28 protein-coding genes, 1 tRNA gene and 1 pseudogene are annotated in these 26,109 nt (G+C 66.4%); 19 read left to right on the top strand and 11 right to left on the bottom strand.

The features are described from left to right. Positions 1-993 precede the first annotated feature (993 nt). Both Q8M88_RS13990 and Q8M88_RS13985 read left to right on the top strand, forming a co-directional pair. Positions 994-1,347, top strand: a complete 354-nt coding sequence (locus Q8M88_RS13990; RefSeq protein ID WP_305597767.1) for a DUF3489 domain-containing protein — start codon at positions 994-996, stop codon at positions 1,345-1,347. Between the two features lie 747 nt (positions 1,348-2,094). Further along, positions 2,095-2,295, top strand: coding sequence for a hypothetical protein (locus Q8M88_RS13985; protein WP_305597766.1), 201 nt, complete (start codon positions 2,095-2,097; stop codon positions 2,293-2,295). Here the strand turns inward: Q8M88_RS13985 and Q8M88_RS13980 are convergent. Together Q8M88_RS13980 and Q8M88_RS13975 are read right to left on the bottom strand one after the other, a co-directional pair. Next, a complete protein-coding gene (locus Q8M88_RS13980) occupies positions 2,292-3,389 on the bottom strand; it encodes a hypothetical protein (RefSeq protein ID WP_305597765.1) in 1,098 nt (365 codons plus the stop codon). The genes Q8M88_RS13985 and Q8M88_RS13980 overlap by 4 nt on opposite strands. Positions 3,390-4,061: 672 nt before the next feature. Beyond that, positions 4,062-4,137 (bottom strand) — tRNA-Lys (locus Q8M88_RS13975). A gap of 97 nt (positions 4,138-4,234) precedes the next feature. On the opposite strand from Q8M88_RS13975, the gene Q8M88_RS13970 reads away from it, so the two are divergent. After that, positions 4,235-4,582, top strand: a complete 348-nt coding sequence (locus tag Q8M88_RS13970) for an Hpt domain-containing protein (RefSeq protein WP_305597764.1) — start codon at positions 4,235-4,237, stop codon at positions 4,580-4,582. A 3-nt stretch (positions 4,583-4,585) separates the two neighbouring features. Here Q8M88_RS13970 and gcvA read toward each other — a convergent pair whose 3' ends face one another. Next, complete coding sequence (gcvA, locus tag Q8M88_RS13965; protein ID WP_305597763.1) at positions 4,586-5,542, bottom strand: transcriptional regulator GcvA; 957 nt, start codon at positions 5,540-5,542, stop codon at positions 4,586-4,588. Between the two features lie 195 nt (positions 5,543-5,737). On the opposite strand from gcvA, the gene cobA reads away from it, so the two are divergent. The 7 genes from cobA to Q8M88_RS13930 are packed head-to-tail and all read left to right on the top strand — an operon-like array spanning position 5,738 to position 11,181. Beyond that, positions 5,738-6,580 carry a uroporphyrinogen-III C-methyltransferase gene (cobA, locus tag Q8M88_RS13960; protein WP_305597762.1) on the top strand — a complete coding sequence of 281 codons (843 nt, stop codon included), beginning with the start codon at positions 5,738-5,740 and terminating at the stop codon, positions 6,578-6,580. Continuing rightward, positions 6,577-6,936, top strand: coding sequence for a DUF2849 domain-containing protein (locus tag Q8M88_RS13955; RefSeq protein ID WP_305597761.1), 360 nt, complete (start codon positions 6,577-6,579; stop codon positions 6,934-6,936). The genes cobA and Q8M88_RS13955 overlap by 4 nt, the downstream gene beginning before the upstream one ends. A gap of 7 nt (positions 6,937-6,943) precedes the next feature. Then, positions 6,944-8,599: a nitrite/sulfite reductase gene (locus tag Q8M88_RS13950; RefSeq protein WP_305597760.1), complete on the top strand. Its 1,656-nt coding sequence runs from the start codon at positions 6,944-6,946 to the stop codon at positions 8,597-8,599. After that, positions 8,583-9,083 carry a DUF934 domain-containing protein gene (locus tag Q8M88_RS13945; RefSeq protein WP_305597759.1) on the top strand — a complete coding sequence of 167 codons (501 nt, stop codon included), beginning with the start codon at positions 8,583-8,585 and terminating at the stop codon, positions 9,081-9,083. Before Q8M88_RS13950 ends, Q8M88_RS13945 begins: the two co-directional genes overlap by 17 nt. Positions 9,084-9,085: 2 nt before the next feature. Continuing rightward, the gene (locus tag Q8M88_RS13940) at positions 9,086-9,826 is read left to right on the top strand and encodes a phosphoadenylyl-sulfate reductase (protein ID WP_305597758.1); all 741 of its coding nucleotides are present in this window, start codon (positions 9,086-9,088) and stop codon (positions 9,824-9,826) included. Positions 9,827-9,849: 23 nt separating this feature from the next. Beyond that, on the top strand, positions 9,850-10,665 hold the full coding sequence (locus Q8M88_RS13935) for a ferredoxin--NADP reductase (protein WP_305597757.1): 816 nt from the start codon (positions 9,850-9,852) through the stop codon (positions 10,663-10,665). Positions 10,666-10,698: 33 nt separating this feature from the next. Then, positions 10,699-11,181 carry a DUF2061 domain-containing protein gene (locus Q8M88_RS13930; protein WP_305597756.1) on the top strand — a complete coding sequence of 161 codons (483 nt, stop codon included), beginning with the start codon at positions 10,699-10,701 and terminating at the stop codon, positions 11,179-11,181. A 9-nt stretch (positions 11,182-11,190) separates the two neighbouring features. On the opposite strand, the gene Q8M88_RS13925 is transcribed toward Q8M88_RS13930, so the two are convergent. Further along, positions 11,191-11,670 (bottom strand): 3D domain-containing protein, encoded by a 480-nt coding sequence (locus Q8M88_RS13925; RefSeq protein ID WP_305597755.1) that lies wholly within the window; start codon positions 11,668-11,670, stop codon positions 11,191-11,193. A gap of 174 nt (positions 11,671-11,844) precedes the next feature. Here Q8M88_RS13925 and Q8M88_RS13920 point away from each other — a divergent pair, with 174 nt between their 5' ends. The 4 genes from Q8M88_RS13920 to folD are packed head-to-tail and all read left to right on the top strand — an operon-like array spanning position 11,845 to position 14,868. Continuing rightward, on the top strand, positions 11,845-12,426 hold the full coding sequence (locus Q8M88_RS13920; RefSeq protein WP_305597754.1) for a glutathione S-transferase family protein: 582 nt from the start codon (positions 11,845-11,847) through the stop codon (positions 12,424-12,426). Continuing rightward, on the top strand, positions 12,423-13,457 hold the full coding sequence (locus Q8M88_RS13915; RefSeq protein ID WP_305597753.1) for a S1/P1 Nuclease: 1,035 nt from the start codon (positions 12,423-12,425) through the stop codon (positions 13,455-13,457). The genes Q8M88_RS13920 and Q8M88_RS13915 overlap by 4 nt, the downstream gene beginning before the upstream one ends. Beyond that, a complete protein-coding gene (locus tag Q8M88_RS13910) occupies positions 13,457-13,933 on the top strand; it encodes an NUDIX domain-containing protein (RefSeq protein WP_305597752.1) in 477 nt (158 codons plus the stop codon). The genes Q8M88_RS13915 and Q8M88_RS13910 overlap by 1 nt, the downstream gene beginning before the upstream one ends. A gap of 35 nt (positions 13,934-13,968) precedes the next feature. Further along, positions 13,969-14,868, top strand: a complete 900-nt coding sequence (gene folD / locus Q8M88_RS13905; RefSeq protein WP_305597751.1) for a bifunctional methylenetetrahydrofolate dehydrogenase/methenyltetrahydrofolate cyclohydrolase FolD — start codon at positions 13,969-13,971, stop codon at positions 14,866-14,868. Here the strand turns inward: folD and Q8M88_RS13900 are convergent. From Q8M88_RS13900 to Q8M88_RS13885, 4 genes are read right to left on the bottom strand one after another with little or no spacing between them, the layout of a single operon-like run. Beyond that, positions 14,865-15,500 carry an ABC-type transport auxiliary lipoprotein family protein gene (locus tag Q8M88_RS13900; protein WP_305597750.1) on the bottom strand — a complete coding sequence of 212 codons (636 nt, stop codon included), beginning with the start codon at positions 15,498-15,500 and terminating at the stop codon, positions 14,865-14,867. The two genes, folD and Q8M88_RS13900, sit on opposite strands and share 4 nt — an antisense overlap. Next, positions 15,497-16,435 carry an MlaD family protein gene (locus Q8M88_RS13895; protein WP_305597749.1) on the bottom strand — a complete coding sequence of 313 codons (939 nt, stop codon included), beginning with the start codon at positions 16,433-16,435 and terminating at the stop codon, positions 15,497-15,499. Before Q8M88_RS13895 ends, Q8M88_RS13900 begins: the two co-directional genes overlap by 4 nt. Continuing rightward, complete coding sequence (locus Q8M88_RS13890; protein ID WP_305597769.1) at positions 16,435-17,199, bottom strand: ABC transporter ATP-binding protein; 765 nt, start codon at positions 17,197-17,199, stop codon at positions 16,435-16,437. The genes Q8M88_RS13895 and Q8M88_RS13890 overlap by 1 nt, the downstream gene beginning before the upstream one ends. Positions 17,200-17,258: 59 nt before the next feature. Beyond that, entirely contained in the window at positions 17,259-18,374 is a 1,116-nt protein-coding gene (locus Q8M88_RS13885) for an ABC transporter permease (RefSeq protein ID WP_305597748.1), read from the bottom strand. Between the two features lie 373 nt (positions 18,375-18,747). Between Q8M88_RS13885 and Q8M88_RS13880 the strand changes: the two genes are divergently transcribed. After that, complete coding sequence (locus Q8M88_RS13880) at positions 18,748-19,107, top strand: hypothetical protein (protein ID WP_305597747.1); 360 nt, start codon at positions 18,748-18,750, stop codon at positions 19,105-19,107. A gap of 7 nt (positions 19,108-19,114) precedes the next feature. Here the strand turns inward: Q8M88_RS13880 and Q8M88_RS13875 are convergent, their stop codons facing one another. Next, positions 19,115-20,632, bottom strand: coding sequence for a hypothetical protein (locus Q8M88_RS13875; protein ID WP_371132718.1), 1,518 nt, complete (start codon positions 20,630-20,632; stop codon positions 19,115-19,117). A gap of 164 nt (positions 20,633-20,796) precedes the next feature. Here Q8M88_RS13875 and Q8M88_RS13870 point away from each other — a divergent pair, with 164 nt between their 5' ends. Together Q8M88_RS13870 and Q8M88_RS13865 are read left to right on the top strand one after the other, a co-directional pair. Next, entirely contained in the window at positions 20,797-21,522 is a 726-nt protein-coding gene (locus tag Q8M88_RS13870) for a nitroreductase (protein WP_305597746.1), read from the top strand. Positions 21,523-21,993: 471 nt separating this feature from the next. Beyond that, positions 21,994-22,293, top strand: a pseudogene (locus Q8M88_RS13865) (IS3 family transposase); the annotation flags it as partial. A 77-nt stretch (positions 22,294-22,370) separates the two neighbouring features. On the opposite strand, the gene Q8M88_RS13860 reads toward Q8M88_RS13865, so the two are convergent. Both Q8M88_RS13860 and Q8M88_RS13855 read right to left on the bottom strand, forming a co-directional pair. Continuing rightward, a complete protein-coding gene (locus Q8M88_RS13860; RefSeq protein WP_305597745.1) occupies positions 22,371-23,543 on the bottom strand; it encodes a glycosyltransferase family 2 protein in 1,173 nt (390 codons plus the stop codon). Between the two features lie 29 nt (positions 23,544-23,572). Further along, positions 23,573-24,310: a bifunctional 2-polyprenyl-6-hydroxyphenol methylase/3-demethylubiquinol 3-O-methyltransferase UbiG gene (locus Q8M88_RS13855; RefSeq protein WP_305597744.1), complete on the bottom strand. Its 738-nt coding sequence runs from the start codon at positions 24,308-24,310 to the stop codon at positions 23,573-23,575. Between the two features lie 444 nt (positions 24,311-24,754). Between Q8M88_RS13855 and Q8M88_RS13850 the strand changes: the two genes are divergently transcribed. Both Q8M88_RS13850 and Q8M88_RS13845 read left to right on the top strand, forming a co-directional pair. Continuing rightward, positions 24,755-25,066, top strand: a complete 312-nt coding sequence (locus Q8M88_RS13850; protein ID WP_305597743.1) for a hypothetical protein — start codon at positions 24,755-24,757, stop codon at positions 25,064-25,066. A 510-nt stretch (positions 25,067-25,576) separates the two neighbouring features. Further along, on the top strand, positions 25,577-26,104 hold the full coding sequence (locus tag Q8M88_RS13845) for a hypothetical protein (RefSeq protein ID WP_305597742.1): 528 nt from the start codon (positions 25,577-25,579) through the stop codon (positions 26,102-26,104). The last annotated feature ends 5 nt before the right edge of the window (positions 26,105-26,109 follow it).

Below are 26,109 nucleotides of genomic sequence, written 5' to 3'. Positions count from 1 at the left end.
TTTACGCCGAGTTTGATCAAGCTGGCTGAAGCGGTGACGGCAGCTCCAGCTGCGCAGGCGGCAGTGTATGTCTAGGGTGCAAGCCTGAAGAGTGTCACGGCTCTCCTAATCGAGGCTTCTCAGCTCCCCGATCACCAATCGCGGTGTGAGCCATTGGCGCGACGTACCCCGTGAAAACGGGCCACTAAGGCCAAGGTGGCGAAGGTAGCAGTGATGGTGCGTCATGGGCGGGTGACAGCGCGTAGCTGGCGGTCTGAGCCGGATCCAGATTTGAAATAGCCGAGCTCGGCGGAAACGCCGCAACACGTGCCGACTTTGGCGGCGATTTCAGGGTGGCGTTATGATGCCACATGGACGCTTCCACGATCTAATGGGCAGCGCATCGGGCGTCACCTGTCGCTTCAGGCTCTACGAAGGCGTGGGTGAGTTGCCGGCGACGGCGACGTGTGCGGCTCCGACTACTGGGCCACTCACGCACGGTGCGCCCGACATTCAGGCTGAGATAGAGCCGGCTCGGGGTCGCCTGAAAAGCACCGCAGCTGAAGCCGCCGGGACCTCGAGAAGGCTTCCCGCCACGCCACAGCCACGCCGCGCTGACGCCGGAGACATAGGGTCTATGGAGCTCGGCCTGATGTGCCATCTCTTCCTGCGACCAGCCCTTTTCCTGGCGCGCGCTTGACGTTCATTCCGACGCGCCGACGGATCTTCATCGGCGAAGGGAGCGATCATGCAGCCAATGAGGCTACGGCCGATGATATCATCTGGATCGGAAGCACTATTGGAACCCGCATGACGCCAGCTCTTGGTCTGAGTATCTTAAACTACACGCCGAAGTGGCGATGTGCATCGCGAATTTGCTGGACTGCTGCACGGCCGCGAGCATTTGTCATTCTACTTCGGGCCCTTTGTGAGGGCTTGAGACGCCAGCCGGCGGCGTGTCTCCGCTGGCCTCCGGCTCGTGGGAGCGACTGGCGCTCTCGCAGAGAAGTTCCCATGACCAAAAACTCAGCGGGCCTGGCAGATAAACCACGCCCTGATGTCCCCGGGCCCACCGGCGGCAAACTTGGAGTGATCATCGCGCTGCTTCGCCGCCCTGAAGGCGCCGACCTATCCGCCTTGATGACGGCGACGGGCTGGCAGCAGCACTCGGTGCGCGGGGCCTTGGCGGGCGCCCTGAAGAAGGTCCGAGGCCTGAACATCGTCTCCGAGAAGGGCGAAGGGCCGCGGACCTACCGCATCGTCGAACCGGCGCCTGACGATGCGCCGCCGCCTGAATCCGCGAAGCGGGGCTTGCGGCGCCGCGCTGAAGTGGGCGCACCTGTCGCTGCGGAGGTGGAGCGTGGTTGATCACACGCTAGCGCGGGACGCCACGGCGCTGCTGTCCGCGGCGATCGCCGAGACCTTCTCTGGGGTGAAGCTCTGATCATCGCCGGGCTTTGCGACAGTGACTACGCCGGGCAGTCGCAGGAGATCGAGAGGATCGGCGGCGACATCGCTGTCCTGGGCGCTGCGATCGGGGTGTTGGTGCGCCGCTCAGGACCCCCGGCGCTCCGATGACCTCAACGTCGGAGCGTCCGTTGGAGCTGGTGCGGTCGCTATCCCGCATGGGGCTCGTGGAGCTACGCGCGGTCTGGCGACCCGCTGCCGCTGCGCTCGGTGGATCTGCTGCACCGTATGCTGGCCTGGAAGATCCAGCTGGCCGCCATGGGTGGCGCGGACGGGCAGTTGAAGCGCGCGCTGCGCCGAACCGAGCCAGATCACCGGCGAACGCTGGAACGTACCGCCGTTCTTAGGCCTGCGACAGGCTGCGTAATGGCCCAGCGTCCCGACAAACTGCGGTGCGCCCTTACACTCGCAAAATGTCCGCAGATGGTCTTGAGCAAGGCTTCAAGAGCTTCCACGCGCAGCGCGATGCCTGCGAGGCATACGCCACCTCGCGGGCCAGCGAGACATGGGCCTTGGTCACCCTTGAGTGACGACGGCGGCTTCCAGTTGGCCCTCGAAGGTGGCGCGCCTCGTCCCTAAGACCAACGTTACCCTCGTCAGCGGCCCGCGTGAGTCCCATCGCGTGCTGGAGAAGCTGGACCCCCGCCGTTGCGGCGCAATACCGGGCTCGCGATGGCGCCGGCGACGACCTACGAGACGCGGCTCGTGCGTCTGGCTTTCCTCGCCCCGGATCTCCAAAGCGACATCCTGGCTGGACGCATCTCTGTTGGCATTACACTGAAGCAGCTGCTCGTCGACGAAATGCCGCTCGCGTGGCCAGACCAGCGAAGCTGGATGGCGAGGCTCTAAGATGCGCGCTGGGAAGGATGAACCAGCCTTTGCGCCTGCCGGCTGGCGAAGCGGCCGCCTCGCAAATAGAGGATCTCGCAGGGCTTCTGCAGCACGGGGCATTGCAGGTTCCAGCGCGGCTTGGCGTGCGTGGTGCGCACCAGCTCGATCAGCTGGACTGGGCCGCTGGCTTCACCGATACCGGTCCCCTTTCGGGGTTGAACCCAAAGTTGGGATTGTTCAAGGCGACCGCCGACGCAGACAAACCAAAACGAGTTGGGGGCCTCATTGGGAAATTTCAACGCTCGGCTCCAGTATTTACTCTGACCGTCCCAAAGCTGCACAAGCTCACGCATGTCTAGCCGGCCGTGGTGCTCAGTGAGCCCAACAGGGTCGCGCAGCGGTTGCTGATGCGGATGGCCGGAACGGGCGACCTTTCCAGTCTCGATCGCGTACTTCAAAATGGCATGCACTGACCACGGTGAGACGTAGTCGCCGGGGGCAAGGCGATGCCGCGCGGCAGCCGCGGAGGTGCGCATATCATTCGCATCAGCGGGGCCGCGGTCGATATCGACGATCGGCACCCGGCGCGCGCGCCGCCGCTGATGGCGTAAGATAATGTTCTGGATATTTGGCGGCATGTTTTCCAACAAGCCTCGCCTGAGGATCTCATCAATCAGCGCTCTCTTGTAAGCGCCGCTCGGCTGCTTGAGCGTGCCCGCGTCCCCCGTAAGCCGCATCGACAAGCGGCGCGTGCGGGCGATGTTGCGACGCGCCTTGCCGCCACGCGAACCGTAGGCGCAGCCACTCTGCTCATTGGTGAGGAGTTTGCCGTCAATCAGATAGAGATGGAGGATCGACTTGCCGCTATCCGGATCGACGAAATATGCTCGCTTGCCGATGATATTTTCAGCATATCGCACTCCGAATACCTGAATATCATCCTCCGATCTGGAAGTATTTAGAGCCGTTACATACTTCCCCGTGACATTGTTTTTGAATAAGAACTGCGTCGGTCCCACTTTGAAGATGAAGGGCTTGTTGTGATTGTCTGGCTCGAAGAGACCGATGCAGCGCAGCTCGTCGGCACACACGCGCGAATAATGCTCGATCATCCTGACCTCAGGATTCGAGGGGTTCATATTCGACAAGGGAGGAAATCCCAATCTAGGTGGGCGGGACCCGGCAAGCCTGGGCGACCCCACGCAAACCTAATTGAGTCGGAGCGCGTTGGGGAGGAGTTTGTCTGCGACAGGTCGACTCGGACGCTCCCAGCAGCATGCAGGTCAAAGGCGCTGCAGTCGCGCCACCCGGCTGTCCCGCCGGCATCGCAGCCCTGCGCTGGAAGCATTCAAGCAAGACTGCCGCCCGGGCCCTCCCTTCACCGAATGAATTTCAGCCTAGCCCGCGCAGTAGTGAACCAGCCAGCCAAGCCCTCGCGTGTACGTGCGCGCCCGCGCGCCTTACGCATGCGCGCTCGCGCGAAGCGTTGGTCCCGAAAACTCCGGCGATATTTCACAGGAATAACGGGGCCATTGGCATGAATAACGCAGCCCGTCACAGCAATAACGGCCCGGCGCAAAACTAAACGATGCCCAACGATCCGGAGACGCCCGCAGCGGACTAGCGCCGCAGGTCGCGGTCTCCGACATAAAAAATAGGAAAATTCGGCCATTCACGCGTCGAAAGAGGCGTGTCTTCGGATGGGCGGGTCACGGAGCCGAGGGTGGCGACGCCGCTCGCATTGATTTTGAAACCACGACCACAACCACTCGAAGGCGATGCGATGGTGGGTGCAGTAGGATTCGAACCTACGACCCGCTGATTAAGAGTCAGCTGCTCTACCAACTGAGCTATGCACCCATCTCGACGCGCGGCCCTTGAGCCAAGGCTGGCGGCGAGGGCGCGGAAAATACGCGAAAACGCGCCCATGGCAAGGCATGCGAATACGGAGGTTGAGATGGCGCGGCGCGACCTGACCGGGGCGGTCGATTTCGCCTATCTGGAAAGCTTTGCGGCGGGCGATGCGCAGGTGGTCGACGAGGTGCTGGCGCTGTTCCGTGAACAGGCCGCGATCTGGTCGTCGATGCTGAATCCGGCGTCGGAGGGCTGGCGTGACGCGGTGCACACCGTGAAGGGCGCGGCCCGTGGGGTCGGGGCCTTCGCGCTGGGCGACGCATGCGAGGCGGCCGAGGTCGAGGGCCCGGGCAAGCTCGGCGGCGTGCACGACGCGCTGGACGCGGCGCTGGCTGACGTGGCCGCCTACGCTCACGAGCGCGCGTTGCAGTCGCTGAAGACCCCGCGCTGAGCCCTAGATGCCCGCGCCGTTGTCGATGGCCAGCAGCGCGGCCTCGTGCGCTTCGGCCTCGGCGGTGATCCAGTTCACGAACGCCTTGACCTGCGGCAGCCGGCCCTTGGGCTTGGGGTGGACGAGATAGTAGGCGAAGTCGACCGCGGTGGCGATCTGCAGCGGCGCGATCAGCCGGCCGGCCTCGAGATCGGCCTGGGCGAGCGTCCGCTTGGCCAGCGCCACGCCGCGGCCGTTCAGCGCCGCCTCGATCACCAGGCTGGACTGGTTGAAGCGAGGCCCGCGCGCGCCGTCCACGCCACGCACGCCGCGCGCCGCCAGCCACATCGCCCAGTCGGGGCACGAGTCGTCTGGCTCCGGCGAGCCATCGTGGAGCAGGATGTGGTTCATCAGGTCCTTGGGCTCGGCCAGCGGCTGGGCGGCCAGGAGCTCTGGGCTGATCACCGGCAGCACGGTCTCGCTCATCAGCCGGCGCACCTCGAGCCCCGGATAGCGTCCGCCGCCATAGCGGATCGCCACGTCGACTTCGCCGGCGGTGAGATCCACCAGCTCCAGACCGGCGGACAGCCAGACGTCGACTTGCGGGAACGCCTGTTCGAATTTCCCCAGCCTCGGCACCAGCCACTTGGCGGCGAACGACGGCGCGGCGGTCAGCGTCAGCCGGCGGCCGTCGACGGCGGCGGTGAGCAGGGAGGCGGCCTCGGCCAGGCGGTCGAACGCCTCCCGCAGCGCGGGCAGGGCGGTCTGCGCCGCGTCGGTCAGCAGCAGGCCCTTGGGCGTGCGCTTGAATAGTGAGGCGCCCACATAGTCCTCAAGGTTTTGAATCTGTTGGCTCACGGCGCCAGGTGTCACCGACAGCTCATCGGCCGCGCGGCTGAAGTTCAGATGCCGGGCCGCGGCTTCGAAGGCCCGGAGTGCGTTGAGCGGCGGCAGACGGCGGCGTTCGGCGTTACGTTCCATGAGTTTTACTAACAGCCCCGCTAGAAGTCTTGCGCTTGCGAAGTGGGCCGCCCCGCACCAATTTGCAAGCATCCGGCGGTGTATCGGCCCTTTTCATCGTCGGGTATATGACGGGGCGGGCGAAAGCCCGTCCCGTCTCGTTTCAGGGGCGGCGATTCCTCTGATACGATCGCGATGAGGTTTAGAGAAGCTAACATGGTGGCTCACAAGGACAAGGCTGCGAAGGGTGCGAGGCGGCTCGTCGTGCTGGGCGAGCGCCGCGGGCGTGCGCCTGGTCGCGTGTGGCTGGTCGGCGCCGGTCCGGGCGATCCGGAGTTGCTGACCATCAAGGCTCTGAGAGTGCTGCAAGGCGCCGACGTCGTGGTGCATGACGGCCTGGTGCCGGCCGAGATCCTGGATCTGGCGCCTCCCGCCGCGCGCCGCATCTCGGTCGCCAAGCGCAAGTCGCGACACTCCTACGCTCAGGACGAGATCAACCGCATGCTCGTGGCCTTCGCCCGCGACGGGCTGGAGGTCGTGCGCCTGAAGGGCGGCGACCCGTTCATCTTCGGACGCGGCGGCGAGGAGCTGGAAGCCTGCCGTGCGGCTGGCGTGGAGTGCGGCGTAGTGCCGGGCGTCACCGCGGCCCTGGCGGCCGGCGCCGCGGCTGGCGCGCCGCTCACCCATCGCGGAGCCGCCCAGGCGGTCACCTTCGTCACGGGCCACGCGGCGACGGGCGAGGCGCCCGATCTCGACTGGCCGAGCCTGGCGCGCGCCAACCAGACGGTGGTGATCTACATGGGTCTGAGCACATCGGGCCCGATCGCCGAGCGGCTGATCGCCGCCGGGCGGGCCGCCGCGACGCCGGCGCTGATCGTGGTCGACGCCTCGCGTGCCAACGAACAGCGGATCATCACGACCCTGGGAGGCCTGGCTCAGGCCGCCGAGGGCCTGGACGGCCCGGCGCTGCTGCTGCTGGGCGAGGCGATGGCGCTGGCCCAGGTCGACGCCGCCGGTCTGGCCGGGTATGAGGGCGCCGAACTGGAGGCCAAGGCATGAAGGCGCTGACCGCCAACCGACTGACCGACGGCGAGGTCGTGTTCTGGAATCAAGGCCGCTGGGTCGAACGCTTCGCCGACGCGGAGCTGTTCGCTGAGCCGGGTCCGGGCGAGACCGCAGAAGGTCACGCCAAAGCGCAGCCGACGGTGGTCGTCGAGCCCTACCTCATCGACCTGATCGAGGCCGGCGAACTCTGGGCGCCGCTGTCCTACCGCGAGCGCCTGCGCGCGCTCGGGCCGACCAACCGACTGGACCACGGCAAGCAGGTCGAGGGCGGCGACGTCGTCGAGGCCCTGCAGCACGCGTCGGGCGCCGCGCGCTCGACCGGCCGGGTCAATCTGATCAAGCGTAAGTAAGGGCGCCATGTACGTCTACGACACCCTCGACAAGGAATTCCTGTCCGACAGGACTGCAGAGTTTCGCACGCAGGTCGCTCGCCGCCTAAGTGGGGAGATCACCGAGGACCAGTTCAAGATGGTCCGCCTGATGAACGGGCTCTATCTGCAGCTCCACGCCTACATGCTGCGGGTGGCCATTCCCTATGGCGCGCTGGATGCACGCCAGATGCGCAAGCTCGCCGAGATCGCGCGCACCTACGACAAGGGCTACGGCCACTTCACCACGCGCACCAACCTGCAGTTCCACTGGATCAAGCTGGCCGACGCGCCGGACATCCTGGACGAGCTGGCGTCGGTGGACATGCACGCCATCCAGACCAGCGGCAACTGCATCCGCAACGTCACCGCCGACCCGTTCGCGGGCGCCACGGCGGAAGAGGTCGACGACCCACGCGTCTGGGCCGAGGCCATGCGCCAGTGGTCCAGCCTACATCCGGAATTCTCGTTCCTGCCGCGCAAGTTCAAGATCGCGGTGACCGCTTCGCCCAAAGACCGGACGGCGGCCAAGGTCCATGACATCGGCCTGGTGATGAAGCGCGCCCGCGACGGGACGCTGGGCTTCGAGGTGATCGTCGGCGGCGGCATGGGGCGCACGCCCTATGTCGGCGCGACGATCCGCGAGTTCCTGCCGGCCGCGCGGCTGGTCTCCTACCTGGAGGCGGTGCTGCGGGTCTACAATCGCCACGGACGGCGGGACAACATCTACAAGGCGCGGATCAAGATCCTCGTCGCCGCGCTCGGGGCCGAGGAATTCGGCCGCCAGGTCGAAGCCGAATGGGCGCAGATCGGCCCTGAGTCCGATCTGCCGGACACCGAGCTCGCGCGCATCCGCGCTGCCTTCGCGCCTACCGCTTTCGAGACCCTGCCGGCCCTCTCGGACGCCTTCGAGGCCGCCAAGGCCGCCGACAAGGCGCTGGCTCGCTTCGCCCGCAACAACGTCAAGCCGCACAAGAAGCCGGGCTATGCGATCGTCGAGGTCTCGCTCAAGGCGATCGGCGAGACGCCCGGCGACGCCTCGGCCGACCAGATGGACGTGATCGCCGACCTGGCCGAGCGCTACGGCCAGAACGACATCCGCGTGACCCACGAGCAGAACCTGGTGCTGCCGCACGTCAAGCTCGACGACATTCCGGCGGTGCACGCCGCCCTGGCTGCGGCCGGGATCGCGAGCGCGAACATCAACCTGATCACCGACATCATCGCCTGCCCGGGGCTGGACTACTGCGCGCTCGCCAACGCGCGCGCCATCCCCATCGCCCAGGACATCGCCGAGCACTTCCGCGACCAGGACCGGGCCGAGGACGTGGGCGAGCTGAAGATCAAGATCTCAGGCTGTATCAACGCCTGCGGCCACCATCATGTGGGCCACATCGGCATCCTGGGCGTCGATAAGAAGGGCGAGGAGTTCTACCAGCTCAGCCTGGGCGGATCGGGCGCGGAGGACGCGGCGGTCGGCCAGATCCTCGGCCCGGCATTGCCCGCCCATCGCGTGGCCGAGGCGGTGGACACCCTGGTCGAAGTCTATCTGCGCGAACGCAGCGCCGGCGAGCGGTTCCTGGACACCTTCCGCCGCACCGGAGCCGCGCCGTTCAAGGAGGCCGTCTATGCCGGCGCTCATTAGGTTCGAGGGCGGTCGCATGACCGCCGTCGACGACCCGTTCACCGAGATCGCCGACGATGAGGGCATGGTTCCTGGCGACGTGATCATCTCGCTGACCCGCTTCCAGGCGGAAGGCGAACGGCTGCTGGCCGAGGGCCGCTCCGTCGGCGTGCGGCTGGAGCCGGCCGAGGAGGTCGAGGCGCTGGCCTACGACCTGCCTCGCATCGCGCTGGTCGCGCTGGCGTTTCCGAAGTACCGCGACGGGCGGGCCTACACCTCAGCGCGGCTGCTTCGCGAACGCTGCGGCTACAAGGGCGAGGTGAGGGCGGTGGGCGAGGTGCTGCGCGAGCAGGCCCAGTTCATGGTCCGCTGCGGCATTGACGCCTTCGCCCCGGCCGACGGCTCCAGCGCCGAGGAATGGGAACAGGCGTCGCGTCGGTTCCGACACGTCTATCAACGCGCTGCGGATGGCCGAGCACCTGCTTTCGCGGAGCGTGGAGAGTGAGCATGGCTTACGACGACATCGAGAGCTCGCAGTCGCTGGCCGCACGCCTGGACGCCGAGCTGCGCCGCGCGCACCCCTCGAGCGTGCTGGCGGCTGCGGTCGACACCTTCGGCGACCGGCTAGCCCTGGTCTCGTCCTTCGGGGCGGAGTCGGCGGTGCTGCTGCACCTGGCCGCGCAGATCAAGCCGGACATTCCGGTGCTGTTCCTCGACACCGGCATGCTGTTCGGCCAGACCCTGGACTACCGCAAGATCTTGGCCGCGCGGCTTGGCCTCACCGACGTGCGCGACCTGCGTCCGCACTATCAGGATCTGGCGGTGGTAGACCCCAAGGCCAACCTCTGGCAGACCGACACCGACGCCTGCTGCGCGTTGCGCAAGGTGGCCCCGCTGGACGACGCCCTGGGCGGGTTTGACGCCTGGGTGACTGGGCGCAAGCGCTTCCATGGCGGCGACCGCATGTCGCTGCCGGTGGTCGAACACCAAGGCTCGCAGCTGAAGTTCAACCCGCTGGCCAACTGGGCCAAGGACGAACTCGACGCCTATGTCGCGACCCACGACCTGCCAGCCCATCCGCTGGTCGCCCAAGGCTTCGCCTCGATCGGCTGCTGGCCGTGCACGCAACCGGTCGACGAAGGCGAAGATGTCCGCGCCGGCCGTTGGAAAGGCTCGCAGAAGTCTGAGTGCGGCATCCACCTCGCCCGCGCGCCCGGCGCCATTGTCGATGTCGGCGGCGACATCTAGTTCCCAGCCTTCGCGGACCCCTCATGACCGAAGTCACCGCCGCCAAGCCGGCCGCCAAGGCCGGCGGCGCCTTCCTCACCGAACGCGTCACCTGGGTCCAGCACTGGACCGACAGTCTGTTCTCGTTCCGCACGACGCGCGATGCGTCGCTGCGCTTCGAGAGCGGCCAGTTCGTGATGGTCGGCCTGATGACCGAAGAGGGCCGCCCGCTGGTGCGCGCCTATTCGATCGCCAGCCCGTCGTGGGCCGAATATCTCGAGTTCTACTCGATCAAGGTGGCGGACGGTCCGCTGACCTCGCGCCTGCAGAAGATCCAGGTCGGCGACGAGGTGCTGGTCGGCAGGAAGCCCACCGGCACCCTGGTGCTGGACGGCCTGAAGCCCGGCAAGCGGCTGTACATGCTGGGCACCGGCACCGGCCTCGCGCCATGGCTGGCCCTGGCGCGCGACCCTGAGGTCTATGAGCGCTTCGACGAGGTGATCGTCACCCACACGGTGCGCCAGGTCGCCGACCTCAACTACCGCCAGATGCTGGAGCAGGACCTGGCGAACGACCCGGACCTGGGCGAGCTGATCGGGCCCAAGCTGCGCTACTATCCGACCGTGACGCGCGAGCCGTTCAAGACCCAGGGCCGCATCACCGACCTGATCACCTCGGGCAAGCTGTTCACCGATCTTGGCGTGCCGCCGTTCGACCCGGCGGTCGACCGGTTCATGATGTGCGGCGGTCCATCGGTCCTGGCCGACCTGAAGCAGATCATGCTGGATCGCGGCTATGTTGAAGGCTCGATCGCCAAGCCGGGCGAGTTCGTGCTGGAACGCGCCTTCGTCGAGACCTGAGGCGGTCTGACCCACCCAACGTCCGGACGCGCGATGTCACCGATCGAAAAGCACAATCGCGCGGGACATCTGCCGCTCGAGAAAATCCATCTCGGCAGTGTGGAGTCCCACGCGCGTGCGCTGGCCAAGGCGGTCACCTGGCGCATAGTTGGAACCGCCGACACCTTCCTGTGGAGCTGGCTGATCACCGGCGACCCTAAGGGCGCCGGAGCCATCGCCGGCCTTGAGACCTTGACCAAGATCGGGTTGTTCTACCTGCATGAGCGCGCCTGGCGGCTGATCCGCTGGTCGCCGAACGCGCGTCTGCGCTCACTGCTAAAGGCCTTCAGCTGGCGCGTGGTGGGGAGCCTCGACACCTTCGGTCTGAGTTTCCTGGTCACCGGCAGCCTGAAGCACGCCTCAGCGATCGCCGCAGCCGAGGTGATCACGAAGATCGCGCTGTATTATCTGCATGAACGTGCTTGGCGTCGTATCGCGTGGGGAAGGCTGGAAGCGCCCGCCGAAACGCCGGCCTGAGGCGGCCGCCTATTTGGGCGGGCAGCCCTTGAACTCGCCGACCTTGACGGCCGAAAGCTTGGAGAGGTTCAGCGGCATCATCGACTTCATCGAGCCGGAGCCCGCGCCGGTGAACAGGTCGATGCGTTCGCCCTTGATCGCGCCGCCGACGTCGGAGGCGTACCAGTAGCCGTCGTGGACCCCGCCGTCGGGCATCGGCAGGCCGACGGTCTCCTTGATGAACAGCACGGTCCGGCGGGGGATCAGGTTCCTATCGATGGCCGCGGTGCGCATCGCCACGACCTTGCAGCCCAGCGAATCCAGCGCGCCGACGCCACGCGCGCCGGCGTGGTAGAGCGTCGCCTTCAGCCGATAGCCGGGGCTGCCGGGCAGCGAGCCGGTGACCACCGACATGATCAGATCACCGATTGGATCGGTGGACGCAGCTTGTGCGTTTGATGTGGCGGCGATCAGGGAGATTGCGGCCAGAGCGGCGAGGCGGCGTCGCATGGACGGCGTCTCCTTCGTCGTTGAACTGGTAGCTTGACCGACTCCTAGCCGGACTCAACGCAGGCGACAACCCCCGCAGTTGTCGCAGCGACTTGCGCACGCGGTGCGAACCGCCACACAACAGCTAGGGCCAGCAGCGCGGTCCATACCACCACCACTAGAAGAGGGCGCGCCATGAAGGTTTATGGCGACTCGATCTCCGGCAACTGCCTGAAGGTCAAATGGACGGCCGACCGGCTGAGAATTCCCTACGACTGGATCGAGGTGGATTTCCAGAAAGGGACCACGCGGACGCCAGAATTTCTGGCGCTCAATCCGGCTGGACAGGTCCCGCTGGTGATCCTCGACGACGGTCGGCCGCTGGCGCAGTCGAACGCCATCATCGTGCATCTTGCGGAAGGCTCTGAGCTGATCCCCGCAGACGCCTACGATCGGGCGAAGATGTTCGAATGGCTGTTCTGGGAGCAGTACAGCCACGAGCCCTACATCGCCGTCGCGCGCTTCCAGGTGCGATACCTCGGCCGCGCGGTGAGCGAGCTGGAGCCGCGGATCGTCGAGCGCGGCCGCGCCGCGCTGGCCCGGCTGGAGCTGGCCGCGGCCTTCTCGCCGTTCCTGGTCGGCGCGGCTGTCACCCTGGCCGATGTCTCCCTGGTGGCCTACACCCGCTGGGCCGATCATGGCGGCTTCGAGCTCAGCGACTATCCGGGGGTGCAGGGCTGGATCGGGCGGGTGGAACAGGCGATGGGGATCGAATGACCAGGGTCGCCCGCCATTACGTCCCGCGCACGGCGGCTGCGATCCTGGCGATCGTGCTGGCGACGGCGGCGCCCGACGCGGCGCTGGCCTGGGGCGCCACCGGCCATCGCATCGTCGGCCAGGAGGCGATCGCCGCCTTACCGCGCGACCTGCCGGCCTTCCTGCGCAATCCCCGCGCCGCGGCCGACGTGGGCGAACTGGCGCGCGAGCCCGACCGCTCCAAAGGCGCAGGCAAGACCCACGACTCGAACCTCGATCCGGCGCACTACATCGACCTCGACGACGCCGGGAAGGCGTTCGGCGGTCCGAGCCTGTGGGCCTTGCCGCCGACTCGCGCGGAATACGAGGCGGCGCTGCAGGCCGTCGGCCAGGACAGCTGGAAGGCGGGCTACCTTCCGTATTCGATCGTCGAGCAATATCAGCAGCTTGTGGTGGATTTCGCATACTGGCGGGTGCTCGATGCGGCTGAGCGCAACCACGCCTGGCGTGGCCACCAGGCCTGGTTCCGTGACGACCATCGCCGCCGCGAGGCGCTGATCTTCGAGACTCTGGGCCAACTCGCACACTTCGTCGGCGACGGGGCCCAGCCCTTGCACGCGACGCTGCACTACAACGGCTGGGGCGATTTCCCGAACCCCAAGGGCTTCACCACCGCCAAGGTCCATAGCCCGGTGGAGGGCGCGTTCGTGCGCGCCTCTGTGCGTTCGGCCGAGGTGCGGGCGCGCATGGCGCCCTATCGCCCCTGCGCCTGCGCAATCGATGAACGAACCCGCGACTACCTCGCCGCCACCCACGCGCTGGTGGAGCCGTTCTATTCGTTGGAGAAGCAGGGCGGGTTCCAACGCGGCGATCCCCGCGGCGCGGCGTTCGTGACGCGCGAGTTGGCGCGCGGCGCTTCGGAACTTCGCGACATGGTCGCCGACGCCTGGCGGGCCAGCGCCACGGCCAAGGTGGGCTGGCCGGCGGTCTCGGTGGCCGACGTGGTGAGCGGCAAGGCCGATCCCTACGGCTCGCTCTACGGCCTCGATTGATGGCGGGCGTCCCCCAATTCGGCGACCGGCGGGCCGAGCTGGCCTATAGGGACCGGCCGGCGGCCTTTGGCCTGTGCGAACGGGAAGGGCGGATCGCGCTGGTGATCGTCGACAAACCTGGATTCGCGCCTTGGCTCGACTTGCCAGGGGGCGCGATAGATCCCGGCGAGTCGGCGGCCCAGGCCGTCGTGCGCGAGTTCGGCGAGGAGACCGGTCTGCGCATCAGCGCCGGCGAGGCCTTCGCCCACGCCGATCAGTTCTTCGTCAACACCGATGGCGAGGCGTTCAACAATCGGGCGACCTTCATGGCGGTGTCCTGGCTGGGCGAGGCGCCGGCGCTGAAGATCGAAGACGACCACACCCTGGTCTGGATCGACCCACACGAGGCCGTCGAGCGTCTGCGCCACGACGCTCACGCCTGGGCGGTCTCCGCCTGGCTGCGGCGGGTCGTTGCGCCGGGACGGGCGAGCCGCTAGTCGGGGCGCGCGCGAAGCCACGCGGGAGCCACACGATGCCGCAAGCCCAGATCATCGACGGCCGGGTGTTCGCCGAGCACCTGCGTGGCGTCGTCGCCGCCGAGGTGGCCGACCTGCGCGCGAAACACGGGCTGCAGCCCGGCCTGGCGGTGGTGCTGGTGGGCGCCGACGCCGCCAGCGAGATCTATGTGCGGTCCAAGGGCGAGCACTCTGTCGCCGTGGGCATGCATTCGTTGACCCACAAGCTGGCGGCCGACACCCCGCAGGCCGAGCTGCTGGCGCTGATCGCCGCGCTGAACGCCGACCCGCTGATCCACGGCATCCTCGTCCAACTTCCGCTGCCCAAGGGACTGGACGAACGCGCTGTGCTGGCGGCGATCGATCCTGAGAAGGATGTTGACGGCCTGCACGTGGTCAACGCCGGGCGCCTGGCCAGCGGGCTGCCGGCGCTGACGCCCTGCACGCCTTTGGGCTGCATGATCATGTTGCGCGAGACCCTGGGCGACCTGACGGGCAAACGCGCGGTGGTGGTTGGCCGCTCGGTGCTGGTCGGCCGGCCGATCGCCCAGCTCCTGCTGCAGGCGGACTGCACCGTGACCATCGCCCACTCGCGCACTCAGGACCTGCCGGCGGTGTGCCGTGAGGCCGATATCCTGGTGGCCGCCGTCGGGCGTCCGCAAATGATCCGCGCCGACTGGGTGAAGCCTGGCGCGGCGGTGATCGACGTCGGCATCAACCGTGTGCCTTCGCGCGATCCGGAGAAGGCCGCCGCCGGAAAGACCCGGGTGGTCGGCGACGTGGCGTTCAAGGAAGTCAGTCAGGTGGCCGGCTGGATCACGCCGGTGCCGGGCGGCGTCGGCCTGATGACCGTGGCCTGCCTGCTGAAGAACACGGTCACCGCAGCCAGGCGCATCAACGGTCTGACGGCGGCCTAGGCTGAAGCGCCCAGACGGTTGCTGAAGTCGATCAACTGAACGAGCACCGTGCGCACCGCCTCGTCGAACGCCGCGACGATCGCGCCGACGCGGTTGTCGCTTGCGCGAATACGGGCCTCCAGCACCTGCTCACCGACCTGGATCTGGTCGGCGCTGCGCAGCAGGCTGACGCGAACGCGCACGACGACGCTGGGCGGCGCCTGCGGGCCCTGGTCGTAGTTGGCGTAGAAGTCACGCACGTCCAGGCGAAGGGCATATTGGGTGCGCGCCGGCTCGCCGCGCGCCACCAGCCGGGCCGGGCCGGGGTTGGCGTCGAACGCCCGCATCAGCGCTTCGTCGAACAGCACCACCGCCGGCGACATCCAGCGAGCGTCCGCGATATAGGCGGCCTGGCCGCCGGTGAGCGTCAGAATCCGGTCGCCGGAAGCCGCGCGTTGAAACGACGAAGGCGTGCGGAACAGCGCTACGCCGGCCACGGGCGGCGCAGCCGGCAAGCCGGTGGCGGCGGTCGCGCCCTCGAAACGATAGAGCTGCGATGGCTTGGTCTTGGGCAGCAGCGAGATGCAGCCCGCCAGACTTGCGGCGCAGACGATCAGGACGGCGGCCCGCAGCAGGTCTCTGGGCGCGATCATGGCTTCACCTTCATTTCCTGGGCGGCCGGTTTGCCGATGACCCCCTGCGGGCTCGACTGCAGGTCGTTGACCAGCCGCTCCAGCGACTCCGCGGATTGCTGCAATTGGACGGCGGCGGCGCTGATCTGCGGCAGGCCAGTGGTGGCGAACTCGCTGGTGGGCGCGTCGAGCTTCGACAGGATCGCCTTGGCTTCGCCAGCGGCTTCCTTGGCCTCCTCGGCGGCGTCGGCCATGGCCTTGAGCCCGCGCCGCCCATCGGTGTCCACGAGGTTGCGCCCGCTCGCGGCCAGTTGGTCGATCTCGCCGGCGGCGTGATTGATGGTGGCTAGGGCCGATTGGGCGTCGGCGATCATCGATTTGCGCGCCTTCAGCTCGGCGGTCACCGTCTGGGCGTCGGTGAGCGCGGTCGAGAAGGTCTTGATGTTCTGGTCGGACAGCACGCGGTTCACCCGGTCGAGCGCCTCGATGGTGCGGGTCAGCACCGTGCCGCCGCCCTCAAGAAGATCGGCGAGAGCGCTGCGCTGGCTGCGGATGATCGGGATCTGATCGCGGGGCACGGTCGCCTTGAGCAGAGGCTTGGTCGCGGAGCCTGCGGTGATCTGCACGTAGTTCACGCCAGTGATGCCCTGCGGCTCGAGCGTCGCGAAGGAATCCACCCGGATGGGTACGTCGGACGTGACCCGCGTGCGCGCGATCACCCGACTCGGGTTCGTGCGATCGAGGGCGATCTTAGTGACCTCGCCGACCTTGATGCCATTGAAGTGGACTTCACCGCCCTGATTCAATCCGCGCACCGGACCCTGGAAGACGATGTCGTAGACATCATAGTCGTGGGCGAACTGAAGCCTGGCGAGCCACACGGAGAAGACCACCAGCCCGATGAACAGGATCAGGGAGGACAGGCCGACGAGGGCGTAGTTGGCGTTCTTTTCCATCAGGCTTCCGTCATCTTCACGCTCGCCGCCGCGCGTCCGCGCGGGCCCAGGAAGTATTCCCGGATCCACGGATGCTTAGAACGCTCCAGCTCTCTCACCGGCGCGGTGGCCACCACCTTGCGATCGGCGATCACCGCCACGCGGTCGGTGATCTCATAAAGGGTGTCGAGATCGTGGGTGATCATCATCACGGTCAGAGACAGGCTGCTCTGCAGCTCCTTGATCAGGGCGTCGAAGGCGCCGGCGCTGATCGGGTCGAGGCCGGCGGTGGGCTCGTCGAGGAACAGCAGCTCCGGATCGAGCGCCAGGGCGCGGGCGAGGCCGGCGCGCTTGCGCATGCCGCCGGAAAGCTCCGAGGGCTTGCGCAGGCCCGCTGCACGCTCCAGCCCGACCAGCGCGATCTTCAGGTCGGCGAGCTCGCCGATGTCCTTGCGGCTGAGGTCGGTGTGCTCGAACATCGGGGCCGCCACGTTCTCATGGACGGTGAGGTTGGAGAACAACGCGCCTTGCTGGAACAGCACGCCCCAGCGTCGCTCGATGGCGGTCCAGCGCCGGCGCGTGGCCTTCTGCAGATCCTGGCCGAACACGCGCACGAGACCTTCTTGAGGATCGCGCAGGCCGATCACGGTGTTCAGCAGCACCGACTTGCCAGCCCCTGATCCGCCGACGACGCCCAGGATCTCGCCGCGCTCGACCGTCAGGTCGAGGCCGTCGTGGATCACCATCTCGCCGAACGCCGAAACCAGGCCTCGCACCTCGACCACAGGCCCCTGGGTTGTGAGGCCTTCTTCGTCGCGCCCCGACGCGGACTGCCCCTCGACGCTCAAATGTTCAGCTCCATGAAGGCGAGGGCGAAGAGGGCGTCGATCAGGATGATCGCGAAGATCGCGTGGACCACGGCGGCGGTCACCCGGCGACCGAGAGATTCCACATCGCCACCGACCTCCAGTCCCTGGCGGCAGCCGATGCCGGCGATGACCGCCGCCATCACCGGCGCCTTCGACATGCCGATCCAGAAATGGCTGGCCCCGACATTGTCGAGGATGCGTTGGATGAAGAAGCCCGGCCCAAGGTCCAGCACCGACCAGGTGACCAGCAGGCCGCCCAGCAGGCCCGCCAGAGTGGCGACGAACGTCAGCAGGGGAATGGTCAGCAAGAGGGCGAAGAAGCGGGGGAAGACCAAGGCCTCGAACGGGTCGACGCCCATCACCTTCATCGCGTCTATCTCCTGGTTCATCTTCATCGAGCCGATTTCCGCGGCGAAGCTCGAGGCCGAGCGGCCAGCCAGGAGGACGGCGGTGATGATGATGTTGAACTCGCGAAGCACCGCGATGCCAATCAGCTCGACGGCGAACACCTCGGCGCCGAATTGCCGAAGCATGTTGGCCCCCAGCAGCGCGACGACCGCTCCGATGAAGAATGACGTCGTGGCGACGATCGGGATCGCGTCGAGGCCGGCTCGCTCAACCTGGGTGATGCAGGCCGCCCATCGGATCCGGCGTGGGTTCAGCAATGACTTCGCGCCCACCGCCATCAGGTGCCCGGCGAAGATCATCGTGTCCCAGACGTCCAGCGCCAGATCGACCACGCCCTTGCCGATACGGATGGTCAGTTGGTGGAAATCGCGCGGAGGGCGGTGGGTCACCGGTTCGGTGTTCACCGCCTCTTCGACCATCTCCAGCAGGCGCAGCGTCTCGGGGCGGGCGCGGACGCGCGCGGGATCCAGGCGGCCCGAGGCGGCCCGGATGATCGCCAGCGCGCCAGCCGAATCCAGCCGCTCGACGCCCAGCAACTCGAACTCTACATCGTTGAGATTGCGCAATTCGGCGGCCAACTCAGCGCCGGCCGAGCCCATCCGCGTCGCCGTCCAGTCGCCGACCAGTGATGCGCGCGCAGGCGTCGCGCTGGTCTCAAGGCTGAATTGGGCGGGTTCGTCCATGAAGTGAGGCGTTCTCGTCTGAGCTTGGGTGTGACGCGCGCCGCCCGATTCGCGCGCTTTGAGCCAAGCTACCATCGCCTGCGCCAAGGTCGAACGTGACACGGCCAGGGTTGTTCCTTTTCAGACCCCTGCGTCGCTGCGTCTCACCTGAGAGGCGAGCGGGTGCGCCGAAGAGCCGTCTGGCGCGCGCCTGCCGAGGGAAAGCGCGGTGTTTGCGTCGACTTTCCCCCAGGGTGGGCCTATCAGCCTCGCGCAGTGGTGATCCCACCGCGGCGTGGGCGGCCAATCTTTCGCCAAAGTCGCACGGGTATCGGTAGGTCCAAGGCCCCCGCTGCGGGGCTGGCTTGCGTGTTGTTCAGGCTGAGAGATTGCGTTGTCCACGATCGAATTCGCCGGCAAGTCCGGATCCCGTTATCGCTACACCACGCTGGAGGAGGATCGCTTCCTGCCGCCGGCTGGCGCGAACTTCGTCATAGCCCAGCTCGCCTCGGACGGCGCGACGGTGGTCATGGCGGGGGAGACCGATAACCTGTCGGCTCGCGTCTGGCGCGACCGTCTGGAGGAAGCGCGCAGCCGCTTTGGCGAGGTTCACGTGCTGACGCGCCTGAACGTGCGCAGCGCGGTGCGTCGCGAAGAGCTTGAGGATATGATCAGCGGGCATCAGCCGCCGATGAACGAGACCGGGCGGCCCGCCGGAGGCTCCGCCTCGGAAGGCGACCGCGCGGCGTCCTAGCGTCGCTTCAAGTCCCAGGGCGCGGCAGGCAGGCGATCGTCCCGCGCACGCCATCCCCATAGCTGACGCACGACCAACGCGGGTCGACCCTGTCGATGGCGGGCGCAAATGCGCGCGCCGCGGAGGGAAGGCGGCGATTGTAGACCCAGATGATCCCGGGCTTGCGTCCGTTCGCAGCGGCGAGGATCTGCGTGTTCGGGTCGTGGCGCGGATCGACGCGGAGCGGCCGAACCGCGATGTCGGCTCCAGCACGTGCGAAGAAGAAGCCGCCGACGCGCGCCAGCGATGAGGACGCGATCACCGGCGCGGCCGAGTGGTCCCAGACGAACACCACGTCGCGCGCGCGCCCGGCCATGAGCAGCTCGGACGCCGCCTGGAATCCGTAGGCGCTGCGCGCGGTCAGCACGGCCTTGATCTGCGCCGGCGGCGGCAGGACCGCGAGGTAGAGGCCGATCAGCGCCAGATAGACCAGATGCGCCCGCTTCGAGGCGCGCGCGCACAAGACCACTCCCAGCAGCACCGCGGGCGCATAGGCGAACAAGTACCGTCCCGTGAGCGAGGGCGTGGCGACGCCCGACAGCAGCGCCAAGGCCAGAGCTGCGAGTCCGGATATTGCGGCCAAGGCCAGATCGCGGGTGGGGGCGGAGGCTTCGTCTGCTGCAGCCGCACCCAAGAGCCGCGGCGTCAGCCAGCCCAGGCCGAGGACAAGGACTACGGCTGCGAGGAATGCCGCAGCCTCAGGGCCCACCGTTGCGGTCGCCAGCGGAAGGGCGGTGTCCCAGCTGACCGCGGCGTGCCAGTCGACGCTGGGGCTGACGTATTGCGCGAGCCGACCCCCGTGGTGGGCGAGCCAGGCGAAGGCGGGCGTGAAGGCCAGCGCCGCGGGCCAGGTGCGCAGCGCCCGGCCGCGGTGCAGGCCAAGGTAGATCAGGCCCTGGGTCAGGCCAATGAACGCCGCATAGTAGTGGGTGAGCACCGCACAGGCGCCGACAGCGGCCCAGGCCCAGGCGCGCGCGCGGGTCGGGCGCGCCAGCAGACGGATGAACAAGGCGCACTGCAGGGCGCTCAGCGCCAGGACCAGCGCATAGCATCGGGCGTCCAGCAGCGTCGCGAACCCACCCCACCAGGCGAACACCAGCACGGCCCACGTCAGTCGCGCCTCACGCGTCAACCCGTCGATACGGATGATGAGCGGCACGGCGGCGGCGGCGGCCACGGCGATCAGGCTGGGCGCGCGCAGGGCGATGTCCGAGACGCCGAACACCGATGTCCACAGGCGCATGACCACGTAGTAGAGCGGCGCGTTCACATCGAGGTAGGCCTCGCGCCAGAACGCGCGCCAGTCGGGGGTCGAAGCGATCGCCCCGGTCCAGGTCTCGTCCCACCAGAGCGGGAGGCCCTGGATCAGCCAGACGCGCTCGAACGCCAGAGCAGCAAGGGCCAGCGATGCGGCCACGACCAGGACGTGGCGCGCGCGGATCGCGCGAACGCCGCTCGCCCGCGTGTCGCTGGCCGTCATCTCCACGGGGGCGCGTCCTCCTGTGACCTTGCATTTCTAATGCCCGGACAAGGTGAAGATTTTCGTCCTCGCCCGCGCTCGGGCCTGGACCGAGGGCATTGACGCGGCCAAACGCCCGCGTAACTGACAGGCCGCCAGATCGCGGCGGCGGACCACAGTGGGAATTGATCATGGATGTTGATGTGAAGGATCCCGCGCGGGACGAACTGACGGCGCCGGTCGGGAGCGCGCGGGTGCTGGACGCGCTGCTGGCGCAGCGTTTCACCTGCCGCGGCTATCGTTCCGAACAGGTCCCGCAGGGGACCATCGAGGCGATCCTTCGCACCGCCCAGCGCACCGCGTCGTGGTGCAACGTCCAACCGTGGAAGCTGGTGATCACCCGCGGCGAAGGGACGGAGCGGTTCCGCAGGGCGCTGGTCGAGCACAACGCCGGCGCGCCGCCGCACGACTCAGACATGGCGTTCCCGGGCGAGTACAAGGGGGTCTATCAGCAGCGGCGCCGGGTCTCGGGCTTCCAGCTCTACGAGGCGGTGGGTGTGGCGAGAGGCGACCGCGAGGCGTCTGCGCGTCAGGCGGCGCTGAACTACAGCTTCTTCGGCGCGCCGCACGTGGCGATCGTCACCACGCCGCGCGATCTCGGGGTCTATGGCGCGGTCGATTGCGGGGGCTATGTCGCCAACCTGATGTCGGCGGCGCACGCGCACGGGGTGGCGACGACGCCGCAGGGCGCCATTGCGCGGCACTCCGGCTTCATCCGCGACTACTTCCAGATCCCCGACGACCGCATGGTGGTCTGCGGCGTCGCCTTTGGCTTCGCCGACCACGATCACGTCGCCAACAGCTACCGCACCTTCCGCGCCGACCTCGACCAGGTGGTGGAGTTCGCCGACGCCTGAGCCGATCCGCTAGCGCCCAGGCGCACGCGCCAGGTCGGTCGAATGTTGTTCGTGCTCATGCGCTTAGCGTGACGCCGCCGACTGGATCCTCATTGCGCACGCCGAAATTTGGCGCGTAAGCTGCAGCTTGGCCCGGACGGGGTCGACCGTCTGCATCGGCGGCGCGCTGCTGCTGGTCATCGGAGCTGCGAACCAGAACGAAGGCGCCCAGAATCAACAGGCGTTCAGTCGGCAATACGAGCTAGGCGCAACGCGGCGGTGTAGTCTTCGGCGCTTCCGGGCCTGGAGCTGTTAGTGGCGATCAGAGTGGCTGGGTCACGGCTGATCACGCGAGCCGACCGGGCTGGCGAAGGTGCTCCAAATACGGCAGTCAACGCGTGTTCTCGGCATGGAAGGCAACGGCCGGCTCTGGCGCGTTGGGGGCATGCTCCATCGTCCAGGCAGACCCCAAGTGACCCGCGACCGATCCTGCCGCCGGAGACGGCGCTGCGCGAGCGTCTGCGCGACCTGGCGGCCGAGCGACGACGGTTCGGCTACCGGCGGGTGTTCGTGCTGCTCCGGCGGGAGGGCGAGCCGTCGGGCAAGAACCGCATCTACCGGCTCTACCGCGAGGAAGGGCGGACCGTGCGCTAACGACGCTCTCGCCGCCGCGCCATCGGAACACGGGCGCCGATCCTGATCGAGACCAAGGCCAACGCCCGATGGTCGTTAGACTACGTGCACGCCCAGTTCGCCGGTGGGTGGCGGTTCCGAATCCTCAACGTGGTGGATGCAGCGTGCCATTCCCCAAGGGGCGCTGCAGTTCGCAGGCCTCGTGCCACGGCGCCATGAGCCAGTTCTCCAACTCGTCATCGGTGCGCGGGAGGACAGGCAGTGGCCGGGTCGCGGTTATGCAAGGCAAAAATCCGCACCAGTAGCCCCTCCCAAACGCATGCAGCGTTGCGCTCTAGGTGACTTCGAAGGCCCTGATAGTGATCCAACCACCAAAATGAATGCGATGCGACGACGAGATGAGCCGCCCCTGCCGCTCGATGCCGCTCCAGTTCGCCAATCGCCTGCACATCGTCGGCCGGCAGACCGAAGTAGAGTCCATCACGCTCAAGGAACGGCGCCGCCCGGCGCCCTTCGAACAAGGTGCTAGTCCATTGATCTTCGTCCACCAGCACGAAGAATCCGCCCTGCGGAATCCTTGCTTCCACCTGCCGGCGCGCCTCGTCGATTTGATGCGACAGAGATTGCTGGATCCAGGCGACGCGGTCCGTTGGAAGCCCCAGTCGGACGCAATGTTCCTCCAGGGCGTCACACATCTTTTCTGTAACCAGCATGTTGCGTCGCATTCTCCCGCATATATTCAGCATGGCGTAGTCATTTGAACCGTGAACCCGGTAATAGGATTGCGGCTCGCCGATCGCCGTTACCGTTCCGTAGAGCGGCGCCAGCATCGACAGGAAGCCATCGGCGCTTGCACTTCCGAGCCTGTGCTCGTGCTCGATTTCGGGCAGCGGTAGGGCGGCTTCCAAAAGACGTCGCGCGAAAGCGTTGCCACTCGTCGGTGGATGGAACGCGGCGCTGGGCCCTCCACGGAGAATATCATACCGCAAATCACCTGACGGCAACGCGAACGGGGGCTCCCGCCGCCCCGTCGCACGTCCCAAGCCATCAATCACCAGCATTGGCCAATGGGCTTTCACGCAGCCCGATTGGGCAAATACTTCTGCGATGCACTGCAGGGCGCCCGCAGCGAGCAGGTCGTCGGCGTCAAGAAAGCACAGAAGGTCGCCCCGGCTCGCGCGGTATCCGGCATTGATCGCAGAGGTCTGCCCCTCATTCGCCTTGAACAGCGGATGGATAGCGTCACCGTAGTCGGCGATGATGTCTCTGGAAGCATCGGTCGATCCATCGTCGACGACGATGCACTCGAATGAGCAGTAAGATTGCGCCAGAACGCTATCGATCGCAGCGCCAAGATAGGCTTCATAGTTGTAGTTGTTCACCACCACGCTGATGAAAGGCTGGGCCAACTTTGATCTCCCTTGGCCACTGCGACGCTCTATTCGTCAGGGACGTGCTGTCGTAGGGACGTTTCCATGAGCCACAGATAACGCCATGGAGAGAGTTCTCCGCGCTCGAGGCTGGCGTAGTATTCCTCGGTCGGGCTGTCGGGGAAATCCATGCAAGGAATCATGTCCGGGTGTATCAGGCTGCGGATGCGGGGCTCATGACCTGCGCGACTGGGCTCCCGGATCGCCGAGAAGGCGTTCTGACGGTACCAGGGTTCGATCTCCACGATGTCCCACATCTTGGCACGCAGATCGTCGCGGCAAACGAAGCCCTCATGGTTGAACAGCGCCTGCCAGTAGGCCGGCCATTGGCAATTGACGTGGTGCTCGCCGCGTTGACCGGGGCACGCGGCGGAGAAGAAGATCAGATTTCCGTGCAGGCAGAGAGAGCGGACCAGCGTGGCGGCGGCGGCTTCGGGAATATGCTCTGCAACTTCGAGACACAGGACGGCGTCGAACGTCCTCCCGAGCGCAAACGGTTGCTGAAGATCGTGGGTTCGAACAAGCGATGGATCGACCCACATCGCTCGGCCGTCAGGACTGACGCCGTCCACGCCCATTATGTCTTTTACGCCAAGCTGCTGGGCGGCGTGCAGCCATGTCCCCGTCCCGGCGCCTACGTCGAGGATGCTCTTCGGGTGAAACTCTTCAAGAAAGCATCTCAGACCCTGCGCGGCGCCCTGGACGGAATGGCGGTTGCGGTCGTGGTGGTATTCGATTTGCGGCACTGTGTTCCCCTGACACGCGGACGAAGGCGTCGCGAAGCATAGATTAGAGGGCGTGCTGAGCAATGCATCATGGGAGAAGTGGGCCGCGACCACACTTAGGCTTACGGCTTAAGGCGTCACCTTTTCAACTGTTGAAATAGGCCTCGAAGAGGGGCTTCAAATCCGATTGCGACCCAGGCGCTCTGGATGAGCGTGCGCTTCGCAGCGGCGGCGGGGTCTGGCGCGCCGCTGATTGCGAGCGCCGCACTCAGCAAAGCTGCGCCTCAAAGGGGGGCGTATTTTTGGCGCGCGGAGGCCGAGGAGAGAATCACCCCAGCGTGATAAAACAGATGATAATCTGGAGGCACGTAAATGAAGGCGCCCGCCAAACGCTACTCACGACGATCCGCGTCAGTAGCGCCCGCCCTTCAGAATGAACCGGAAGCTGGTAGGCTCTTTCGCCTGTTGGACCTGATCACGTCTGAAGACGCCGAGGAACTTGCTCGCGCGCTGCTCGCGGAAGTCACCGCCAGTGGGGCAGGCGCCAAGCTAACTTCAACTCGTGCTTTTCAGGTTCGCGCCCGCGCTGAGTGGGTGCTCATGAAAGTGGAAGGTCGAACATGCGTGCTGGAGCCCGCCGCGGCCGCGGAATTGGGAGCTCAGCTCATCCAGAGCGCTTGGGTGGCGATGGGCTTTGAAGCCCCTCCGCAGGCTGTGTTCCAACCCGTGAAGAAGAAGGCGACCCCTAATTCTGGGAGCTTGGTGGTCGATGTCTGATTCTAGAAAGCAGGAAAATTTCGGGTTCATCTGTATTGGGCGCAGGATTGGGGCGATACTCACAAGTCTCAAGTTATTTGCAACGGCTAGCAGATGATCAATGGCATCGAGTAGGACGGCCGAGAAGCAACATGAACACGGAAATTCAACGCGCGAGGCGTGGACAACGGTGACCAACGTCCTACTCAGTCTATTAGGATTGATGGTCCTCGCAGGGCCGGGCGCGATCTGCCAGTGGCGCTTCGGCGATGCGGAGGATGCCTGCTAGACAATTGGGTTCGCCTGGTGTGCTTGCTTAGCCGCCGGTCTGGGAGACAGTCGATCCGGGATGGACTGGGCGAGTGACTCATCAAAGCCATTGGCAAAGTCCCTAGTGCAGGGACCTGGTCAGGCCGCTAAGGTGTCGATCTGGCACACGACTGCCCATGACGCTTCTTCGGCAGTCAACGGGGTCGGTCGCTCACGCAGCACCTTGATGACATCCGAAAACAGCGAAGCTAGCCTGTTCGTATGCCGCTTGAGATCGTCGCGCTTATAAACAAGCCTCACCTGCTGATCGCCCTTCTCGCCGTCGGCGCGTTTGCGGGCATGATTGCTGAGCGGTTCATGTCCAAGATGTTTCGGCGGCCATGGCGGCGAAGGAATCCTTCGCGCTGGGGACAGGGCGGTCGTGACCCGAAGGTTGCGAAAGGACCTTGGCCGTCGTCGCGCGATCAGGCTCCGTCGAAACAAACTGATGCCGTCGATCAGCTCAGGATTGTCATGGGCGCCGATTTCACGATCCAGCCGCTTCTCAACAAGAGCGAAGCCAGGGTTTTTAGGGAGCTGGATCGCGTCGTGATCGCCTGCAATCCGGGCTGGCAGGTGATGGCGCAGGTCTCGTTGGGCGAAATCCTGCGCAGTAAGAGGCTGTTTGGAAAAGGCGTGAGCGGTGATTCCGCTTCATCGTGGTCTGTGATTCAAGCTCGGGATGTGGACCGAGCAGAGCCGTGGCCGGATGGCCAAGATCGCGAAGAAGACCAAGCGATATCCATCTGATCTGA

The sequence above is a fragment of the Phenylobacterium sp. genome, from assembly GCF_030693805.1.
Classification (GTDB): Bacteria; Pseudomonadota; Alphaproteobacteria; order Caulobacterales; family Caulobacteraceae; genus Phenylobacterium.
The sequence above is the reverse complement of the archived record's forward strand: the minus strand, read 5'-3'. Positions and strand labels throughout refer to the sequence as shown.

Coding starts and splice junctions, on each gene's coding strand:
- Q8M88_RS13990 (WP_305597767.1), top strand. CDS start 994: ATGACCAAAAACTCAGCGGGCCTGGCAGATAAACCACGCCCTGATGTC.
- Q8M88_RS13980 (WP_305597765.1), bottom strand. CDS start 3,389: ATGATCGAGCATTATTCGCGCGTGTGTGCCGACGAGCTGCGCTGCATC.
- Q8M88_RS13970 (WP_305597764.1), top strand. CDS start 4,235: ATGGCGCGGCGCGACCTGACCGGGGCGGTCGATTTCGCCTATCTGGAA.
- gcvA (WP_305597763.1), bottom strand. CDS start 5,542: ATGGAACGTAACGCCGAACGCCGCCGTCTGCCGCCGCTCAACGCACTC.
- cobA (WP_305597762.1), top strand. CDS start 5,738: ATGGTGGCTCACAAGGACAAGGCTGCGAAGGGTGCGAGGCGGCTCGTC.
- Q8M88_RS13955 (WP_305597761.1), top strand. CDS start 6,577: ATGAAGGCGCTGACCGCCAACCGACTGACCGACGGCGAGGTCGTGTTC.
- Q8M88_RS13950 (WP_305597760.1), top strand. CDS start 6,944: ATGTACGTCTACGACACCCTCGACAAGGAATTCCTGTCCGACAGGACT.
- Q8M88_RS13945 (WP_305597759.1), top strand. CDS start 8,583: ATGCCGGCGCTCATTAGGTTCGAGGGCGGTCGCATGACCGCCGTCGAC.
- Q8M88_RS13940 (WP_305597758.1), top strand. CDS start 9,086: ATGGCTTACGACGACATCGAGAGCTCGCAGTCGCTGGCCGCACGCCTG.
- Q8M88_RS13935 (WP_305597757.1), top strand. CDS start 9,850: ATGACCGAAGTCACCGCCGCCAAGCCGGCCGCCAAGGCCGGCGGCGCC.
- Q8M88_RS13930 (WP_305597756.1), top strand. CDS start 10,699: ATGTCACCGATCGAAAAGCACAATCGCGCGGGACATCTGCCGCTCGAG.
- Q8M88_RS13925 (WP_305597755.1), bottom strand. CDS start 11,670: ATGCGACGCCGCCTCGCCGCTCTGGCCGCAATCTCCCTGATCGCCGCC.
- Q8M88_RS13920 (WP_305597754.1), top strand. CDS start 11,845: ATGAAGGTTTATGGCGACTCGATCTCCGGCAACTGCCTGAAGGTCAAA.
- Q8M88_RS13915 (WP_305597753.1), top strand. CDS start 12,423: ATGACCAGGGTCGCCCGCCATTACGTCCCGCGCACGGCGGCTGCGATC.
- Q8M88_RS13910 (WP_305597752.1), top strand. CDS start 13,457: ATGGCGGGCGTCCCCCAATTCGGCGACCGGCGGGCCGAGCTGGCCTAT.
- folD (WP_305597751.1), top strand. CDS start 13,969: ATGCCGCAAGCCCAGATCATCGACGGCCGGGTGTTCGCCGAGCACCTG.
- Q8M88_RS13900 (WP_305597750.1), bottom strand. CDS start 15,500: ATGATCGCGCCCAGAGACCTGCTGCGGGCCGCCGTCCTGATCGTCTGC.
- Q8M88_RS13895 (WP_305597749.1), bottom strand. CDS start 16,435: ATGGAAAAGAACGCCAACTACGCCCTCGTCGGCCTGTCCTCCCTGATC.
- Q8M88_RS13885 (WP_305597748.1), bottom strand. CDS start 18,374: ATGGACGAACCCGCCCAATTCAGCCTTGAGACCAGCGCGACGCCTGCG.
- Q8M88_RS13870 (WP_305597746.1), top strand. CDS start 20,797: ATGGATGTTGATGTGAAGGATCCCGCGCGGGACGAACTGACGGCGCCG.
- Q8M88_RS13845 (WP_305597742.1), top strand. CDS start 25,577: ATGCCGCTTGAGATCGTCGCGCTTATAAACAAGCCTCACCTGCTGATC.